This is a genomic window from uncultured Veillonella sp., assembly GCF_900545205.1.
In the GTDB taxonomy this organism is placed as follows: domain Bacteria; phylum Bacillota; class Negativicutes; order Veillonellales; family Veillonellaceae; genus Veillonella.
Genome location: NZ_UQYC01000008.1, coordinates 1 through 18,010, shown reverse-complemented (window position 1 = coordinate 18,010; position 18,010 = coordinate 1). Strand labels below are relative to the sequence as shown.

The following is an 18,010-nucleotide window of genomic DNA, read 5'->3' as shown; positions in this document are numbered from 1 at the left end:
TATAGATATACATAAATGTAGAAAGAAAAGCTACAGGATCTCAACCTTGAGATTATTTATATTCTGGGAACCAAAGATGAATTTCACGAGCAGCAGCCTCTGGAGAGTCAGAAGCATGTACTACGTTGGCATCCATTGTTAAGGCATAGTCACCACGAATACTACCAGGGGCAGCATCTACAGGATTTGTTGCACCGTTTAATGCACGTACGGATACGATAGCATTATCTCCGGCCAATACGAAAGCAAGAACTGGACCAGATGTGATGAAATCTACTAATTCACCAAAGAATGGTTTTTCTTTATGCTCAGCATAATGCTCTTCAGCTAATTCACGAGGTACTTGTAGAAGTTTTAATGCTTTAATTACAAGACCTTTACGTTCATAACGGCTAAGAATTTCACCACTTAATTGACGCTTAACTGCATCTGGTTTGATTAAAACTAATGTTTCTTGCATGATATCCTCCTGTAGATATTAATTAAAATAATGCTTTCTCTTTATATTTAGGATTCATTGCTTGTTGTTTCAATTTTGCAATACGTTCCTCTGTACGAGGATGTGTACTAAAAAGATTGCTCAAGCTTTCACCAATACCAACCATAGGGTTGATGATAAACATATGGGCTGTTGCATTACTTGCATTTGGCAATGCACCATGTTTTGAATAGTAGTCAATTTTTGCAAGGGCAGATGCTAAAGCCAAAGGATTGCGGCACATCTCTCCGCCCCCCTCATCAGCTAAGAATTCGCGTGCTCGAGAAATACTCATCTGAATAAGACCTGCCGCGATTGGTGCAATAATAATTGCCCCTATTAGTTCTAAAGGATTAGAGCCTTCACGGTCATCTGAGCGACCAAAGATCGCAGAGAATTGAAGCACTTGGGCAATCATAGAAATGGCGCCTGCCATCATGGCAGCAATCGTGCTAATTAAGGTATCACGATTTTTAACATGTGTTAATTCGTGTCCTAAAACACCTTCTAGTTCATCATCAGTTAATAGACGTTGAATCCCTTCTGTAACAGCAACCGCTGCATGACTAGGACTTCTACCTGTAGCAAACGCATTAGGTACATCACTTGGAATAATATATACCTTTGGCATTGGTAACTTACCATTTTTAGCCAAACGTTCTACCATTCCATATAGTTTTGGATTAGATTGTGCAGTAACTTGTTGTGCATTGTATTGTGCTAAAACGATTTTGTCGCTAAACCAATAAGACATAAAATTCATGCCCATGGATATAACAAACATAATCATCATACCACTTCTGCCACCAATCATATCACCTAAGACCACCATAATGGCCGTTAGAGTCGCTAATAATAGCGTTGTTTTCATATTGTTCATAGTTTCCTCCAATTATAGTTATGGACTATGCCTAACACTATAATTATACCACAAACTAAATAATTGATGCGCCTGTACTATCGGCTTCTAAGCAGTATGTTTTATTTTCAATTCCATTAGCTGTAAATATGGCACCCATAGCATCAGCTACAGCTTGTACATGGGCTTTGTCTACATAGGCAATTAACGTAGAACCAGAACCACTAATCGTGGCACCATATGCTCCAGCTGCTTTAGCCGCTTCAAAAGCAGCATCACAATGTGGTATCAATGTTTTTCTGTATGGAACATGTAAATTATCATCTAATGCAACAGATAAATTGCTCAATTGATGTGTAATTAAACTTGTTACAAATAAAGATGCATGGCTCACGTTTTGGACAGCCTCTTTAAACGGTACATGATTCGGTAAAACAGAACGAGCGTATTCTGTGGAGACCATAACCTCTGGTACCACAACAGCAAAATGCAATTCTGATGGAACAGAGATAACTGTATTTAATACCTTTGTCTTTAAACCAGTAGCACAGCATAAATTACCAAAAATAGCAGGTGCTACATTGTCTGGATGACCTTCCATACGGTTTGCAATGACTAACAACTCTTCTTTAGTAAGAGGATGTTTAACTAATGCATTGGCTAACAAAAGGCCACCTACAATAGCCGTACTACTGCTACCTAGACCACGAGATGGTGGAATTAAAGTTTCAGACGTAATATGTCCGTATTGTATGGGTTCTTGAGCAGTAGCAAACACTTGATCCATGGCAAATCCAATAAGATTCTTTTTAGGGTCTTCAGCGCGAAGAATATCAGCACCAAAACCTTCAAAGGTATATGTATATTCAGTAGCATTTGGATCTGGTGTAAAGCTAAAGATATTGTAAAGGTTTAATGCTAATCCTAGGCAATCAAAACCGGGCCCGCAGTTGGCACTTGTAGCGGGCACTTGTACGCGAATGGTATTCATAGTTTAAGCTTCCATAATACGAATGACACTATTAACAGACTTAACGGAACGCAAGCTATTAAAGGAATCAATAAGATTTAAAATATAAGATCTAGGACATTTGGACGTTACAATTGCAAGAACCGCAGTTTCTGGATCCATATTGCGTTGAACAATAGATAATACAGAAATCTTTTGTTCTGCTAATTTGGCAGAAATTTTTGCTAATACACCTGTTTTATTATCTACTTCTAAACGCAAGTAGTAGCTAGATTGAATCTTGCCAGGAGAGTAAATGTTTTTTTGATCAAAATAGAATGGTTTCAAGCGACCTGTTTCATTGTACGAAACATTTTTTGCTACTTCCATAATATCGGATACTACAGAGCTACCTGTAGGCAAGCTACCAGCACCGCGACCATATAACATTACATCATCGATACCATTACCTTTTACATAAATAGCATTATAAGAGCCACGAACAGATGCTAAAGGATGTGTTGTAGGAATAAATGCAGGGTATACGTTTAGAGATAAACCTTGGCTAGTTTCCTTAGCGATACCTAATAATTTAATATTGTAACCAAACTCTTTACCGAATTTGATGTCTTCTGTATCTATGCTTGTAATACCTTCTACAGATACATCTTCAAAGAAGATGCGGCGATTGAAACTAATGGATGCAAGGATAGCCAGTTTACGTGCCGCATCTAGACCTTCAACGTCTGCTGTAGGATCAGCCTCTGCATAACCTAAATCTTGTGCTTCCTTTAGTACATCTTGATAGCTTAAACCTTCTTCAGACATTTTCGTTAAAATGAAGTTTGTTGTACCATTCATAATACCGATGATCTCAGTAATACGATTGCCCGCTAAGGATTCATATAATGTACGGATGATAGGAATACCACCTAATACAGATGCTTCAAAGCGCAAATCCACTCCATTTTTGCTAGCTAAATCCAATAGGTATGGGCCAGATTCAGCTAATAAATCTTTATTCGCTGTTACTACATTTTTCTTGGCTTTTAAAGCACCTTCTACACAGTCTTTAGCAAAGGTTGTACCACCCATTAATTCCACAACCATTTGAATGGAATCATCTTTTAATACTTCATCAATATCAGTTACATATTGAGCTGTTTCAGGCAATGTAATATGGCTATATTTATCAGGATTACGCACAAAGATTTTAGAAATTTCTACATTAACACCTGTACGATTTCTAATTAACTCAGCATTATCTTGCAACAAATTAAATGTACCTTGTGCAACAGTACCAAAACCTAATAACGCAATTTTTATAGTGGTCATAATTGTCCTACTCTCTTCAATAGCCTATGCTTGGCCTAAAATTTCTACCTTAATAATGCCCTTCATAGAGCGAATATCTAATAATAAATCTTCTAATGATCCTTGTAAATCTTTTGTTTCAAAGGAAATGCTACTGTTTGCAATACCCTGTAAAGGAATATCTTGATTGATTGTCAAAATACTACCATTCCGTTCTGCAATAGCTTTTAATACACTAGATAGCATGCCAGATTCATTAGACATGGAAACATAAATACTAACGATTTTACCTTGCGCAATTTCAAAAAATGGGAATACATAATCTTTGTACTTGTAATACGCAGAACGACTTAAATCCATTTTTTCAACTGCTTCGTTAATCGTTTTAACTTCACCTAGCTTCAAAATCTCTTTTACCTTGATCGTCTTTTTTATCGCTTCTGGTAAAATATCTTCTTGCACCAGATAAAACTTATCTTTTTTTGGTTTAGTCATAGAACACACACTCCCTTATTGTTCTTTTGAAGTTTCTTGGGCCACAAATTGACGCCCATATAATGTTAATACTGCATACATACCAATAAAAAATGGCAAATATTCTGCCATAACTCGCCATGCTACAGCCACAATACCAACAGTTCCATTAGGTACAAAGGTACTAAACAATGCTACAAATAGTCCTTCTGCAATCCCTGTTCCCCCTGGTGTTGGTGCGAAATATAAAATTAAATTTAATAGAATCATTCGATCTAATATATCAATGATAGGAATATCTGGTGTGAAAGCATACATCAATGCAGGTGCAATACAGTATAAGCATAATAAACTCAAGCCAGACTCAATAAATACAATAAAGGATTGTATGGGTTGTTTATATAGTAATCCTAAACCTTGATTCAAGGTTTCTAATTTAGAGAGCCAATCTCTTGTTTTATGTGCTTTAAACCGTTGCGCTAAATTATATACAAATTGACGCATATATTTAGTCTGCAAGATATATGTACCTAAAAGCGTTGCAATAACAGCTAATACAGCGAAAATTAACAGCATATCTCGTGAGATATAAGGAATTTCAATAGCATCATGTAAAAATACTAAAGGTAACATGATAACCAAGAACATAATTGAAAATACGGTGCGTATTAATACGATTGGCGTACCTTTAGATATGGGTACACCATAACTTTTTAATACTAGAACTTGCGCTACAGCACCTCCACTGGCACCTGGTGTCAACATGGCCATAAAATAATTACTAAAAATTACGCGAAGTACCGCCTTTATGGATAGCTTGTACCCACCGATTTTTACAAGTCTTTGTAACCGTAGGCCATCAAAATACATGCCTGCTGCTAAAGCTATCAAAGCTAATAATAAAGAAATACTATTAAATGATGAAATTGTTTTTAATGCATCTAAATCAATAGTGTAGTAAATGATACCAATTGACACAGCCAATAGTAAGAGAAACATAAAGATGCCTCTCTTCATCATTTTACTCATATCAAATCTCCATAATTAATTAGCTCAATATTATGTTGTCTAATATATAAACGCGTATGGTTAGAACAAACAGCTTGTAATTCATCCTCCCAATGATAGCCCCATTTATATTGATTTCCCAAAATCGTATTATTTAAACCTGGATGAATCATCAATTCATGAGTACCTGATTTTTTAGATACGGATTTTAATATACCTATTAACGTTTTCTGGTTAATGTGTCCCCCGTTTACCATACCCCAAAAATATTGTGTGGAATACATACCATTATCCCGTACTGTAGGCCTTGCCTTTGCCGCTACAGTAGATAAACCGACCTTGCCTAGTAATCGCACTGGCGAGTACATATAATTGACAAATAAAGAGGATTCATCTGGAATGCGTATTGCATTAATACCATAGTGTTTCGCTTGCTCAATTACGATTGGTAGTACCGTTGGTAATACATGCATATGTTGATGACCATCAATATGCGTTACGTGCAAACCGGACTCCATGATCCGTTCCATTTGAGCGTGAATTTCCTTGCGCAACTCACTATAGTTAATCTTTCCAGTATAAATTCGTTTCATAAAATCGATATATGTTTCTGGAAAGACGCCTTCAGATGTAAGCAGAGATGGTACTTCAGATGGATTACATACCGGTTTTAGCCCACCTACTAAGGCGATATGAACACCAATGCCCAACTTAGGGTTATTTTTTGCCATACTTACGGCTTCTGTAAAAGCTTCGCCTCCCGCTAACAGAGAGGTGCTCGTAATGATACCTGTACGGTGGCCATCAATGACTGCAGCGTTAACTGCACTATGAAGACCAAAATCGTCGGCATTTACTATTAATTTGGACATAGTTTACTTCCTTTTCATTAAAAAAAGGGAGAACTTTGTTCTCCCACAAAGGATATATGTTATTGTACCAAATACAGAACTATAAAATCAATACAAAAGCCCTCTACTTGTATACTAGTAGAGGACTTTCGATATACTTATAAATTTTTATCATAAATACTAGATCTGATTCTCAAGTATTTTAATTATGATATCAATTGCTCTTGAGCTTTATACATACATAAAGCCGCTGCTACACTCACATTTAACGATTCAATGTCACCATACATGGGAATCATGATTCGGTGCTCACATAGATTCATAACCTCAGGTGTTACCCCATTCCCTTCATTACCTAAAATCAACATACATCGTTTATCGTATGTAACCATGTTATAAGGTTTTGATTCCTCTAGGGCAGTTACATAGGTAGACATATTGGATTCTGCAATCAGATCATTGAGCATAGATAATGTGACGTCTTCATAGACTCGTATTTTATGTAACGCACTCATTGTGCTACGTACCGTTTTATCATTATATGGATCCACGGTACCTTTCATCAAAAATATACCTTTCACACCTGCTGCGACAGCAGTCCTTATAATCGTGCCTAGATTACCAGGATCTTGGACGCCATCTAGTGTAATATAGACACCATCTTCAATAGAGATAGATTCCATACTATGTTTAGGTTTAGCTACAATTGCAATAATACCTTGTCCATTTACGGTATTATCGATTTTATCAAATATTGGATCTTGCGCAATATAAGTAGGAATTGATTGCATAGAATCTAAAGCTAATAAAGCTTCGATATTATTATCTTTACATTTAGATTCTCGTATAACAATTGTTTTTATTACACCATTAGATGAAATATCACGGATAGAACGAATACCTTCAACAATATATTCACCATGTTTATTACGATTTTTACGCTGTCCTAGAGAAACTATACGTTTGATAGTCTTATTATCTTTAGATTGGATAAATTCCATGCTAACTCCCGCTTTTTTGACGAATCCATAAATTATAAAAGGCCCCCTTTAGGTCTATTAATTCTTTAAAAGAACCTTGTTCTATTATTTTACCATATTCAATATAAACAATTTTATTTGCTTCTTGTACCGTCGATAACCGATGAGCGATACTTACAATCGTCTTACTACCCCGAATACGTTCGATACTTGCTTGTATTTGTTTTTCCGTATGACTATCAATATTAGCAGTTGCTTCATCTAATAATAAAATAGGTATATTTCTTATTAATGTACGACCAAAGGCTAGTAATTGCTTTTGTCCATCTGATAATAAAGAACCTAAGTACCCAACAGGTGTATTATAGCCTTCAGGTAATTGTTCAATCATAGAATCTAAATTTACTTGTTTTGCAGCTTTTACCATTTCATCATGAGATATAGAGTTATCAAAAAGTGTAAGATTATCTTTAATAGAACCTTTAAATAAGTAAGCTTGTTGGAATACATAGCCCATTAAATGACGAAGTACAGAACTATCATATTTTGAAATATTAATACCATTAATGTAGATGGAACCCTTTGTAGGTTTATAGATACCCATTAGTAAGGACAATAATGTGGACTTACCACTACCGGATGGTCCTACAATACCAGTAAAATCACCAGCTTTAATATGTAAGGTGAAATCTTGTAATGCATAGACATCGTTATTCTCATAGGAAAACCAAACATGATCAAATTCAATTGATTCTACTGGAATCAGTTCCTTTGGAACTTCATCTACCATATTTCGCTCTTTTTCTTCTAATAATGGAACTAACCGTTCTGCACCAGCTAATGAACTTTGCAGGGAATTATATTTGTCTGCAATGTCCTTTAATGGTTGAAAGAATCGATCCATATATTGAATGAAAGCAAAAACAGTACCTGCATCAGCTATAGAATCAATTAAATTGGTAGTGGTAAATATAACAATTAATGCTACAAAAAATAATCCATCAACGAGAGGTCTAAAAATAGAAAATGTTGTTACTTCAAAAAGACCGGCTTCTAAAAAACCTTTATTAACAGTTTCATATTTATCTTCTATAGCCTTTTCTCCACCATAGGACTTTACAATAACAATATAATTAAGTAGTTCCTTAATACTCGCATTTGACGCTGCTACGGATCGTCTTACTTGACGAAAAGCCTTTCTAGAGAACTTTTGATATACCCAAATAATGCCACCCATAATAGGCACTAAAATTGTCATAATAATGGCTAATGGTATATTAATAGCATACATAAAGGCTAATATACCGATAATCATTAATCCACTACTAGCTAAATTCAATAATACGTCTGTATATAAGGTGCGCAGTGATTCTACATCATTTGTAATGCGTGTTACCCAATTACCAATAGGCAATTTATAGAATTCATCATGTGATTTATGTAGAATTTTTTGGAACACAATATGGCGAATATTGTAGATAATCTTTTGGCCAAAACTTTTTAAAAAGTAATTTTCTATGAAAATAAAGCACACACTGCCAATGATAGTGAGACCATATAAAATAGCATAATATTCAATGACATGAATATCATTTGTAGCAAAACCAAGATCGATGACTTGTTTTGTAAGATATGGTCTAAATAATAGTAGTACAAGATTTCCCGCAAGTGCAATTGTTGCTACTAATAAGATTCCTAAATAGGGTTTAATATATGCAGTTATATAGGAGAATAAAGCCCAATCGTTTCTTTCTTTATGCGTTTTCATTTTGAGCCTCTCCTTTCTGTGCTTCATAGAGTGTTTTATATAAACCATTGAGATTTAATAATTCCTCATGTGTCCCCTCTTCAACTATATGACCTTCATCAAAGACAATAACTTTATCAGCTTTTTCAATAACCTCTAATCGTTGCGAAATACATAATATAGTTTGTGAATTTACTGTATGTAATGTCTCTAAAATAGTATTTACTGTTACGGCATCTAAAGCTGAGAAACAATCATCTAATAATAAATATGGTGCATTTTTATAAAAACCTCTAGCCATATTAATACGTTGCTTTTGACCACCAGATAAATCATGTCCTTCTTCTGCAAGAGTATGTAAGTCATTATCTAATAGATTACCTAAATCTCTATATAGGTCGGCTTTTTTTGCAGCCACCTCTACGGATTCATGCATAGGTAATTCTTTACCAAATTTAATATTATCTTCAATAGTAGTACTCAATAAATAAGATTGAGTTGGTACATAAGCTATTGAATTTCGAAGCTTAGATAAAGGTATATCTGAAATATCTTGGTTCCCAAAATAAATAGATTTAGCGGGGCTTTGTTGCAAACCAATGAGTAATTTAAAGAGAGTACTTTTACCAGATCCAGGTTTACCAACAATGCCTATAAAAGAGCCTTTACGAATAGTTGTAGATACTTGAGACAATGCATGACCTTTAGAATTTTCATAATTAAAATCTAAATATCGTATATTAATATCCTCAAGTGGTAATACTTCAGTTGAGTCATCAATTGACTCTATTGGTAGTCGTAAGAAATCGGTAATACGATCTAACGATGCCAAGCCTTTTTGTACAATCGAAATGAGTCCACCAAAGCCAATTAAAGGTCCTACGATTAGCATAATGAATGAATTGATAGTTACAAATTCACCTATGGACATTTGACCATTTACAGCTAGGTGACCACATATGAAAATACTGATACTAATACAAATAAACGGTGCAATTCTTGTTAACGGTGTTAGTACAGAATCTAATAAGGCAACCTCCATATTTTTCTTATAGTTCAATTTATTTATTTTTTCAAACGAGTCAGAAATAATACGTTCTCGATTAAAGGCTCTAATTACATCTATACCTTGGAATAATTCTTGCCCAAACTCTGTCATATCACTATAAGTAGCTTGAGCACTACGCTGTTTAGCACGTAATTTTCTGCCCAACACAAATATTGCAACAATGATGAAGAATACAGGTGTCATGATTTTAAAAGCTAATAGACCATCTATTTTTTGTATTAAAATAATAGATCCTACAATGGAATAAAATATAATATCCACCACGATCATTACACCTAAACCTAACGCTACACGAAGAGATGTAACATCATTTGTCATCAACGCCATAACTTTACCAGGTCCATTTGCCTCATAATATGTTGTTTTTATTTGTAATGCTTTTCTACACAAGATTTCACGAAAAAGGTACTCCATACGACGGATGGAACCAAGTAAGGTGCGTCGCGAAATAACTTTTAGAATCGTTATAATAATAAATAATAAAATAAAGTAAATAATATAATTGACTAAGCCCTCTTTATTGTGACTTAGTGTATCGATGGCATTACCAATGAATTGTGGAACAAATAAAAATGCTATATCAATAGCGATTAGCATAGTTAAGCCGATGGCATATACCCAGCCTTCTCGGCGGAAAAACTGCATAAATAGCTCTATAGGTTTCATAGGACCTCTCAGTTAAATTTCTGTATTACAGGATTATCATTATTTAAATATACTCCTTATAGTATACACATTTTTTTCATATATCATAATACACCTATACGTATATAATGTAGTTTTAAGATATTTTCTTGATTATGAAGCCAATAACATACTATTTATTCCCTTAAAAACACTATATCGAATTTTTTAGTTTACTTATGGTAATGTAAGTGTTATACTATGCATAGATACAAAACGTATCCTTACGAACATTAGAATTAAAACTCTTAGGAGGAATACAACATGGAAAAACGTACTGGCGTAGTAACATTTGCAGGTGGCCCTATCACATTGGTTGGTCCAGAAGTTAAAGTAGGTCAACAAGCTCCTGACTTCACAGTTTTAAGCAACGACTTACAACCTAAAACATTAAAAGATTTCGAAGGTAAAGTAAAAGTTATCTCCGTTGTTCCTTCCCTTGATACAGGCGTTTGTGACGCTCAAACTCGTTGGTTCAACCAAGATGCTACAGCACTTTCTGATGATGTTGTAGTATTGACTATCTCTATGGACTTACCTTTCGCTCAAAAACGTTGGTGTGGCGCTGCTGGCGTAGATAAAGTTATTACTTTGTCTGACCACAAAGACGCTTCCTTCGGTGAAAACTATGGCTTCTTGATTGAAGAACTTCGTCTTTTAACTCGTGGCGTAGTAGTAATCAACAAAGAAAATAAAGTAACTTATGTTGAATACGTTCCTGAAGTAACTCAAGCAGTTAACTTCGATGCTGCATTAGAAGCAATTAAAGCTGATATCTAATCCTTTGATATTCTCTTGATTATACTGTGGTGTAATCGTAAAAAGACCGTACGGTGTACGGTCTTTTTTATGTGGTATAGTATTTAGATATTTATTGTAGGTGAATTATATATGTGGATACGTATTTCTAAATTATTATTAACTATAAAAAATATAGCCCTTGTAGGTGTAGGCATTGCTCTTTGTATTGCCCTCATTAATACCTTAATTAGCCTAGGATTTATTACGTGGGCAAATATCCAAGGTTATAGCACTTACTATTTATTAATTGAAGAATTAATTACCTTCTTCTTATACTTTGAGTTTATTGCTCTCATCGTAAAATACTTTAAAAATAACTTCCACTTCCCGCTTAATTTCTTTTTATATATTGGCATAACTGCAATTGTTAGACTGCTAATCATCGATCATGAATCGTCATATGATAATTTAATCTGGTCTGTTGCAATTTTTGTACTTGTATGTAGCTTAGTACTAGTAGAAAAGTTTATAGGACATAACGAGTAATAGCTTTAACGGCTAAATTATAAAAAGTTAATATGAATAAAAGGGCTCCTACAAATGTAGGAGCCCTTTTTGAGTAATAGAATCAACCGATATTAGAAGATGTTTTTTGCATAGTTAGCATATTTAGCTTCTAATTCTTCCATTTTATCGTTCATTTCAATTTGTAATTGAGATGCTAAGTCATATTCACCGTCATTAAGTGCATCGATTAATCGAGTGAACAAGGATTTGCGATCATCACTATCTTTAGCAAGATAGAAACGTAAATCGTTAACTTCTGCAAAACGTTTATCATCTACACTATTACGGCTATCAGTATGAATAGCTACCATTTTACGAACAGTATCAAGATTATTAGGAATCAAACGGTGAGCCAATACAAGTTTCCAACGTTTCAAAATAGATGCAATGAAGGAATCCATCAAGTCTTTAGCAAATGCATTACCTTGAGCCAATGTTTCAACTAATTCAGGGTTGTTTTGGTAACCTTTAATATTTTCCCATACAGTAGCTGGTGCAATACCAAACATTTGATTACGTTCTTCTTGAGTGAAATCATCGAATACATCTTTTTCTGTACGGTATGCACGATTTGTAGCAAGGTATTCAGCTGGTTCACCAACTTCTTTAGAAAGTTCTGCTTCCAATTGAGCTTGTGTTTTACCAGATGTAATAGCATATTTCATACCATCAAATGCAGAGATGAAGATCAATGCTAATGCAGTATATGTGTTTGTGTAAGGGTTTGGAGAACGCAATTCATAGCGTGTAGCCATAGGATTGTCGATATCGCGAATCAAACCACAAAGGATGGTACGGTTACGGCTAGGTTCAGAAGGATCAGTACCTAAGGATGTAACGATACATACTGGTGCTTCGAAACCAGGTTTCAAACGATTTAAGGAGTCTGTTGTGGAGCTAATGAATGGATTGATTGCTTCGTAGTGTTTCAATAGACCCATGATTGCACCAATACCTAAGGAGCTAGCAGATTCTTTACGCATATCTTCTGGGCTGAACAAGTTAACAAGTTTACCAGATTTCAATTTAGCCATAACACCAAAGTGTGTATGTTCGCCAGAACCAGCTACACCAATAATAGGTTTCGCATTGAATGTTACATCAAGACCGTTTTCACGGAATACTTCACGAACGATAATACGAGCTTGTAATTCGTTATCTGCTGTTTGTAATGGGTTACCAGAGAATTTCCAGTCGATTTCCAATTGTTCTAATACTACTGCTTCATGACCATCTTCATCAAGTTTAGCTTTAACGCCACCTACTTCTTTATGGCCCATTTCTGCTTCCATACCATATTGATCAAGACGTTCTACCGCTTGTTCTAATGCAGTACGAACTGTACCATGAGTACGTTGCCAGTATTGTTCTTGTAATTTTTGAGATACAGATAATTCTTTTTTAGTAACTGTTCTAGATGGAGTTTTTACCCAGAATTCCAATTCAGTAGCAGATGTGAAGATAATATCTACAACATCATCAGATTTCACATGAGGCATACCAGGTAAACCATGTTCTTTAATTAAAGATAATAATTCTGCACGAACATAGTCACAGCTATTTTTTAAGATAGAACGAGAATCAACATAACGATAGTTATGCATCAAGAATGCAGGAATACGAAGTGTACCAGTTGGCAAACCTGTTGCTTCATCGATATTTTCATAGTTATAATCAACGAACCAGTTTACACTTGGATCGCCCCACATATCAACACGTGCATTATTCAATGTTGCAATATTTGTAAGTACTACAGAAGAACCATCTGTTTGAACAGCACGACCTTCGAAGAATGCTTCATAATCATCAAAGAATGCTGACATAGGGATTTTTTCATCTGTATCATTACCAGCTAAATCGATACCTACAAGAGATACGAATTTAATTTCTGGGTGTTGTTCTAATAATGCAAGAACGCCTTCTTTACCATATTGACCTGCTGGAATGTAATACAATAAATCTTTAGTATTTGCCATAATGGTTCCTCCTAAAAATAAAAAGACTCCAACAAATAGATATATATTCTATATATCTAAAGTGGAGTCTTCGTTGACCAATTATTTTGTTGAATTCATAATATCATATAGTGAAAATATATGTCAATAACTTTCTATAGAATTTCATAATTCTCTTAATTATAGGTTTAAGAATTCTATTTTAATAAATTGAACATACTAACTATATAAAGCATTTACTTGACTATTTTACAATATATTAACCAAGTAACTCTTTAACGATATTATTAACTACCTTGCCATCCGCACGGCCTTTTGTTTTAGGCATTACATGTTTCATAACATTACCCATATTTACAGCATCGCCACAGGCAGCAATAGCCTCTTTAACAACTGTACGAATTTCATCTTCACTCATTTGAGCTGGCAAATATTTTTGTAGTACAGCCATTTCTTCTTTTACATGAGCGATTAAATCTTCACGGCCCGCTTTTTCAAATTCAGTTAAGGAGTCTTGGCGAGTTTTCATTTCTTTTGCCAAAATACCAAGAATACCATTATCATCAAGCTCAACTTTATCATTAATTTCTGTATTCTTAATCGCACTATTAACCATTCGAATTACAGAAAGCGCAGTTTTACCTTCTTCGCGTGCTTTCATAGCAGCTTTCATATCTTCTTTTAATTGATCTTTTAAGCTCATAGTTCCTCCTATGTATATAAAGAAACCCTAATCCTGGATTTCATGAAGCCATGAAAAGGCAGAATTAGGGTAATCATCTTATGCTCTGAATTTGCGTTTTCTTGCTGCTTCAGATTTTTTCTTTCTTTTTACGCTTGGTTTTTCGTAGTGTTCGCGTTTTCTTACTTCAGACAAAACACCTGCTTTTTGGCAGGAGCGTTTGAATCGACGAAGAGCACTTTCAAGCGTTTCGTTTTTACCGACTTTGATTTCAGACATCTATATCCCTCCCTCCAAAAATAATCTCGGGAAGTGCTGATAATTTACATACGCACATATAATATTATATGTATAGGTATAGATGTTGTCAATATTTTCCGGTATATTTTATAGGAATTTTAATAAGTATTATAAAAAGAATACATTATACCTAATATTAAGCTTCTGGCCATCCCATTTCTTCGCCACCTAAGAGATGAGCATGCATATGAAATACAGTTTGACCAGCTTTTTTACCAGTATTAAAAATCAAACGATAACCATCTTTAGAAATACCAAGTTCTTTAGCTACATCACGAACGAATGGCAATAAACCTTCTACATAGTCTTCATTATTTTCGTTAAGATGAGCAATATTGGAAACATGGTTTTTAGGTACAATTAAAACATGTACTTTTTTCACTGGTTCAATATCATGAAATGCATAGAATTTATCGTTTTCTAACACTTTTTTAGATGGAATTTCGCCATTGATAATTTTACAGAAAATGCAGTCACTCATACTATAACTCCTTATTCAATAATCAAATAATTATCTTCTAAACCTACAACAGTACCACCAATGAGATCACCAATTTTATGTGTCCCATCAGATTTAACTTTACCATTTACATACTCATTTGTTAAGCCCATGTAGTATCCATTCTCTTCCTTTTCGATGAGAATCTCACCAGGCTTACCAATGCGAGATTTTGCGTATGCTTCATAGCCAGATTGGCTAAGCCCATTCAAAAGTGCTACACGAGTTTTCTTTACAGCTTCTGGTACTTGATCTGGCATAGTAGCTGCAGGTGTGCCTTCACGAATAGAGTATGGGAAAGCGTGAATATGGGTAAACCCAATTTCACGTACTGTATTTAATGTTTCTTCAAAGTCTTCATCCGTTTCTTGCGGGAATCCAGCAATGATATCAGTAGTAATTGATAAATCCTTAATACGAGAACGTAAACTTGCAATCAAATCTTTATATTCTTGTAATGTATAATGGCGCTTCATCAACTTTAATACATGATCAGAACCAGCTTGTAGTGGTAAATGCAAATGTGGACAAACACGTTTATTAGTAGCCATTAATTCTACTAGCTCATCAGAAACCTCTACTGATTCAATAGACCCGAAACGAATGCGGTATAAATCAGGAATCTCTAATAAAGCTTTGACTACATCAGCTAACGTAGGGCGACCTGGCAATTCAACGCCGTAATTTCCCAAATGAATACCCGTTAATACGATTTCGTGGAATCCATGTTCTACTAATCGTTTTGCTTCTTGTACAATATCATCAACTTTACGAGATTTTAATTTTCCTCGAGTATACGGAATGATACAAAAGGCACAGTAGTTATTACAACCTTCTTGAATTTTCATGAAAGCACGAGCTTTATCAGATTCATTACCATATAATGGCATTTCTTCAAAGTTCGATTCGTTCATAATATCCCGTACAGCATTGATTTGACGCTCTGTAGATTCCAATTGCTCTACAAGCTCAACGATTTTTGACCGGTTATTGGTGCCGATAACAAGATTAACACCATCTATAGCAGCAATCGCATCTGGGTCAAGCTGAGCATAACAACCAGTTACAATCACATAGGCATCTTCGTTTTGACGCTTCGCTTTGCGAATCAATTGACGGGATTTCTTTTCCCCCATATTCGTTACAGAACATGTATTAATTACATATATATCTGCTTTTTCATCGAAGTCTACTGCTTCGTAGTTATTTTGTAAAAATAAACCTTTCATAGCATCTGTATCATATTGATTGACACGACACCCTAAGGTTGTAAACGCAACGGTTTTCATTGCACCTCTCTATTCTTGTTTAATTTATAGTTCTAATTCATATTGAATCATCGCTAATGATCCAATAGCAGCCGTTTCAGCTCGTAAAATAGTATTACCAAGGGAAACTGATTTACCGCCACTTTCTATAATAGCATTGATTTCCTTCTCTTGATAGCCCCCTTCTGGACCAATACAGATTAGTATGTCTGTAATTGACTTATCAGCGTTGACCTGCGAAAGAACATCTTTAATAGTATGTCCATCTTCATTTTCATAGGCTACCAATTTTAATGCATCAGATTCTATATCTAATACTTGTGAAAGCTTTTCACCGACTACAAGAGTTGGTAGTTGATTACGCCCACATTGTTGAGCCGCTTCTAGCATTATTTTCTCCCAACGGGTAGCCTTTGTTTGTAATTTCTTGTCATCATATTTAGCAACACAATTAGCAGTAGATACAAGATAGACTGTATCAACATTTAATTCTGTCGCCTTTTGCAATACCCATTCTAGCTTTTCACCTTTTAATAAAGATTGCACAAGGATAGTACGATAAGAAGATACATTTGATTCTACATACTCAATAAGTTTTGCTTGAGCTTTACCATCTATTTCTTCTGTAATTTGATATGTACCACACCGATTGTCACTGCCGGTAACCGTTATGGGCTTCTCCATATTATGTCGAAATACATGTAACACATGATGTGTCACATCTGTTGGTAATTCTATGGTTTCACCTAATGGTGTAGGAATAAAAATCTTTTTCATCGTTTTTCTAGCGCAAATGTATGCCAAGGCCCTGCAATGCGCTCCTCAATAATATGCCAATCAGCCTCAATGTATGGCATGATTTCATCATACCGATCATCTATAATACCACTAATGATTAAAATGCCTTGATTATCCAGTTTCTTACCAATTTGAGGTAATAGTATTTTGAGTGGATCTACGGTTAGATTCGCTAAAATTATTTGAGCAGTACCATTGAAATCACTATCCAAATTACCACAAATTATTTCAGCTGATACATGATTATTCTCACAGTTAATGCGCGCTTGATTAGCAGCATACTCTTCTATATCAATACCAACTAAATGTTTGATGCCTAACTGGGCTGCGATCAATAAAAGAATACCAGTACCAGTACCAATATCTAAACAAGTAACTGTATCAAGATCCATAGATTCACTATATGATTTCAATAACTCTGTACAAGTTCGTGTAGTCTCATGGGCTCCAGTACCAAAGGAAATATTTGAATCGATTTCAATAATAGTTTTGTGATCCACATTATCGTATTCCTGCCAAGCTGGTTTAATAATTAAATTCGGTAGAATTTCTGTGGGTTCAATATATTGCTGCCAAGAATTGAGCCATGTAGATTCATCTAATATAGTAGTATCAATTGATGTAACACTAATATTGGCGTCTGTAAGACGATTTTCTATATCTGACTTAATTGTATCTAAATCCAAAGATGGATCTGCGTACATTGTTAGTTTAATTAAATTTGGCTGATTTTCTACATCTTCTTCTATAATTCCATTGTCTGCATAATCGTCAAAAAGAGTAGTCA

At 34.8% G+C, this 18,010-nt stretch carries 19 protein-coding genes; 2 read left to right on the top strand and 17 right to left on the bottom strand.

Annotated elements, in window-relative coordinates:
• Positions 1–52 precede the first annotated feature (52 nt).
• The 10 genes from ndk to QZR70_RS01535 form a co-directional block, all read right to left on the bottom strand.
• Positions 53–460 carry a nucleoside-diphosphate kinase gene (gene ndk, locus QZR70_RS01580; protein ID WP_005386668.1) on the bottom strand — a complete coding sequence of 136 codons (408 nt, stop codon included), beginning with the start codon at positions 458–460 and terminating at the stop codon, positions 53–55.
• Positions 461–482: 22 nt separating this feature from the next.
• The gene (gene htpX, locus QZR70_RS01575) at positions 483–1,358 is read right to left on the bottom strand and encodes a zinc metalloprotease HtpX (RefSeq protein WP_295792614.1); all 876 of its coding nucleotides are present in this window, start codon (positions 1,356–1,358) and stop codon (positions 483–485) included.
• A 55-nt stretch (positions 1,359–1,413) separates the two neighbouring features.
• Positions 1,414–2,328 (bottom strand): homoserine kinase, encoded by a 915-nt coding sequence (gene thrB, locus QZR70_RS01570; protein ID WP_295792611.1) that lies wholly within the window; start codon positions 2,326–2,328, stop codon positions 1,414–1,416.
• A gap of 3 nt (positions 2,329–2,331) precedes the next feature.
• Complete coding sequence (locus QZR70_RS01565) at positions 2,332–3,621, bottom strand: homoserine dehydrogenase (RefSeq protein ID WP_295792609.1); 1,290 nt, start codon at positions 3,619–3,621, stop codon at positions 2,332–2,334.
• A 24-nt stretch (positions 3,622–3,645) separates the two neighbouring features.
• Positions 3,646–4,095 (bottom strand): ACT domain-containing protein, encoded by a 450-nt coding sequence (locus QZR70_RS01560; protein ID WP_005386672.1) that lies wholly within the window; start codon positions 4,093–4,095, stop codon positions 3,646–3,648.
• A gap of 15 nt (positions 4,096–4,110) precedes the next feature.
• Positions 4,111–5,103: a lysylphosphatidylglycerol synthase transmembrane domain-containing protein gene (locus tag QZR70_RS01555; protein WP_295792608.1), complete on the bottom strand. Its 993-nt coding sequence runs from the start codon at positions 5,101–5,103 to the stop codon at positions 4,111–4,113.
• Entirely contained in the window at positions 5,100–5,954 is an 855-nt protein-coding gene (locus tag QZR70_RS01550; protein ID WP_295792606.1) for a ChbG/HpnK family deacetylase, read from the bottom strand. The genes QZR70_RS01555 and QZR70_RS01550 overlap by 4 nt, the downstream gene beginning before the upstream one ends.
• A 185-nt stretch (positions 5,955–6,139) precedes the next feature.
• Entirely contained in the window at positions 6,140–6,934 is a 795-nt protein-coding gene (locus QZR70_RS01545; RefSeq protein WP_295792604.1) for an RNA methyltransferase, read from the bottom strand.
• Between the two features lies 1 nt (position 6,935).
• Positions 6,936–8,681 (bottom strand): ABC transporter ATP-binding protein, encoded by a 1,746-nt coding sequence (locus tag QZR70_RS01540; RefSeq protein WP_295792602.1) that lies wholly within the window; start codon positions 8,679–8,681, stop codon positions 6,936–6,938.
• A complete protein-coding gene (locus QZR70_RS01535; RefSeq protein WP_295792600.1) occupies positions 8,668–10,395 on the bottom strand; it encodes an ABC transporter ATP-binding protein in 1,728 nt (575 codons plus the stop codon). Before QZR70_RS01535 ends, QZR70_RS01540 begins: the two co-directional genes overlap by 14 nt.
• 282 nt (positions 10,396–10,677) lie before the next feature.
• Between QZR70_RS01535 and tpx the strand changes: the two genes are divergently transcribed.
• Both tpx and QZR70_RS01525 read left to right on the top strand, forming a co-directional pair.
• Entirely contained in the window at positions 10,678–11,193 is a 516-nt protein-coding gene (tpx, locus tag QZR70_RS01530) for a thiol peroxidase (RefSeq protein ID WP_024064190.1), read from the top strand.
• 111 nt (positions 11,194–11,304) lie between these two features.
• The gene (locus tag QZR70_RS01525; RefSeq protein WP_024066740.1) at positions 11,305–11,700 is read left to right on the top strand and encodes a phosphate-starvation-inducible protein PsiE; all 396 of its coding nucleotides are present in this window, start codon (positions 11,305–11,307) and stop codon (positions 11,698–11,700) included.
• A 92-nt stretch (positions 11,701–11,792) separates the two neighbouring features.
• On the opposite strand, the gene QZR70_RS01520 is transcribed toward QZR70_RS01525, so the two are convergent.
• The 7 genes from QZR70_RS01520 to QZR70_RS01490 all read right to left on the bottom strand — a co-directional run.
• Positions 11,793–13,697 (bottom strand): glutamine synthetase, encoded by a 1,905-nt coding sequence (locus QZR70_RS01520; protein ID WP_119207155.1) that lies wholly within the window; start codon positions 13,695–13,697, stop codon positions 11,793–11,795.
• A gap of 238 nt (positions 13,698–13,935) precedes the next feature.
• Positions 13,936–14,379: a GatB/YqeY domain-containing protein gene (locus tag QZR70_RS01515; protein ID WP_105094354.1), complete on the bottom strand. Its 444-nt coding sequence runs from the start codon at positions 14,377–14,379 to the stop codon at positions 13,936–13,938.
• Positions 14,380–14,457: 78 nt separating this feature from the next.
• On the bottom strand, positions 14,458–14,637 hold the full coding sequence (rpsU, locus tag QZR70_RS01510; RefSeq protein WP_004695751.1) for a 30S ribosomal protein S21: 180 nt from the start codon (positions 14,635–14,637) through the stop codon (positions 14,458–14,460).
• Between the two features lie 157 nt (positions 14,638–14,794).
• Positions 14,795–15,139 carry a histidine triad nucleotide-binding protein gene (locus QZR70_RS01505; RefSeq protein ID WP_005386682.1) on the bottom strand — a complete coding sequence of 115 codons (345 nt, stop codon included), beginning with the start codon at positions 15,137–15,139 and terminating at the stop codon, positions 14,795–14,797.
• A gap of 11 nt (positions 15,140–15,150) precedes the next feature.
• A complete protein-coding gene (mtaB, locus tag QZR70_RS01500; RefSeq protein WP_005386683.1) occupies positions 15,151–16,446 on the bottom strand; it encodes a tRNA (N(6)-L-threonylcarbamoyladenosine(37)-C(2))-methylthiotransferase MtaB in 1,296 nt (431 codons plus the stop codon).
• Positions 16,447–16,470: 24 nt separating this feature from the next.
• Positions 16,471–17,202, bottom strand: coding sequence for a 16S rRNA (uracil(1498)-N(3))-methyltransferase (locus QZR70_RS01495; RefSeq protein WP_295792596.1), 732 nt, complete (start codon positions 17,200–17,202; stop codon positions 16,471–16,473).
• Positions 17,199–18,010: 50S ribosomal protein L11 methyltransferase (locus QZR70_RS01490; protein WP_295792595.1), on the bottom strand; the 812-nt coding region annotated here is incomplete at its 5' end. The genes QZR70_RS01495 and QZR70_RS01490, both read right to left, overlap by 4 nt.